Consider the following 1,389-nt stretch of genomic DNA (forward strand, 5'->3'; position numbering starts at 1 on the left):
GACAGTGCCAGCCTTGAATCCGCCATACCTTCCGGGGCAGTATACCGAATATCCGGCAGTGGTGCAGGGATGGGCACAGCAGGCTTTGCCGGGAGGGGGAAGTGGTATTGAGGGTGGCACATTAACAGCTCAAAAAGTCTTTACAGATAATCCTTTTGATGAAGCGGGAAATTTAAGATCTAATATTAAATATCAAACGGGTGAATTTAAGTATAATTATGAAACAGATGCTAATGGAAGGATATCTAATTGGAATACAGATAATCTGCAATTAACGGAACGAGATGGTCGACTAAATTATAACTCGAACTCTCCAGGAAAAATTGAAGGAGATCATGCAGGACACTTAGCGGGAGATAGATTTGGTGGATCACCAGAACTGGATAATATTGTATCTCAATCACAAAATGTTAATTTAAGTCAATATAAAAAGATTGAAAATCAATGGGCAAAAGCTATAAGTGAAGGAAAAGAGGTAACGGTAAATGTTGATATTAAATATGATGGAGACGGTTTACGTCCTATAGAATTTAATGTAGAATATACAATTGATGGTGACTTCTTTAGTCAAAGTATCCTAAATTAATGGAGGAAGTGCAATGGAAAAAATGTTTGAAGACTATTTTTCAGAAATACAAGCGGACATGGTGTCAATTTGCTTGGAATATGTGGAAAAAAGAGCTGAGAAGATTTATATTTACTGTTCTTTTGAAAATGGTATGATATCCAGTGGTTTCTTTTATAAAGTTAATAGTAAAATTGTAAAGAAGAACAAACTAAATGACGTTATAGTAGATGGGCAAAAAAAATACGATGTATCAATACCTAGACAAAAGGGAGCTATTAATATTATTAATGATGATATAAAGGCTCTTAAGAGATTATGTCAAGAATATCAAAAAGAAATGCCAACACAGATTAAATTGATATATGATGTTATATCTAATAGATTAAATGCCGATTATAGCTATGGCATAATATTTAGTAATGATCAAAACAAGACGGCATATGATGTTTTAGATGAGTGGTATCAGTTAGAAAAAAGTAATGAATAATAATTTTTAAAGTTCGGCACAGAAAATAAAATATGTTGATTTCAACTGAGATGAAATTGTATTACAATATAGTATCAGGAAAATATGACAAAAATACAATGTTTTCCCTGATGATCAAAAAAACTCATGTTGCAATGGCATTCATCAAAGGGGATGTCCCAATTCGATTTTGTGTTCCAAACGGCTCTAAAGCCTTACATCTTCAAGGGATCAAGAGGGCGCAGGAACACAAAAGGAAATCGGAAGTTCGGTAATGGCAGAGAGATATAAGAAGCTGATGGAACAGGGTAAGATTGAAAAAGAGATACGCATATATGAGTTTTTGGCTACTTGC

General features: G+C 34.1%; 2 protein-coding genes. Both read left to right on the forward strand.

What is annotated here, in order from left to right:
* A partial coding sequence (locus tag DXA36_RS32575; protein WP_182479365.1) for a DNA/RNA non-specific endonuclease occupies positions 1-586 on the forward strand: 586 nt, incomplete at its 5' end.
* 13 nt (positions 587-599) lie between these two features.
* Positions 600-1,055: a DUF600 domain-containing protein gene (locus DXA36_RS32580; protein WP_069431778.1), complete on the forward strand. Its 456-nt coding sequence runs from the start codon at positions 600-602 to the stop codon at positions 1,053-1,055.
* The last annotated feature ends 334 nt before the right edge of the window (positions 1,056-1,389 follow it).

The organism is Eisenbergiella sp. OF01-20, from assembly GCF_003478085.1.
In the GTDB taxonomy this organism is placed as follows: domain Bacteria; phylum Bacillota; class Clostridia; order Lachnospirales; family Lachnospiraceae; genus Eisenbergiella.

Excerpts from the sequence above, each read along its gene's own strand:
- DXA36_RS32580 (WP_069431778.1), top strand. The coding sequence starts at position 600 with ATGGAAAAAATGTTTGAAGACTATTTTTCAGAAATACAAGCGGACATG.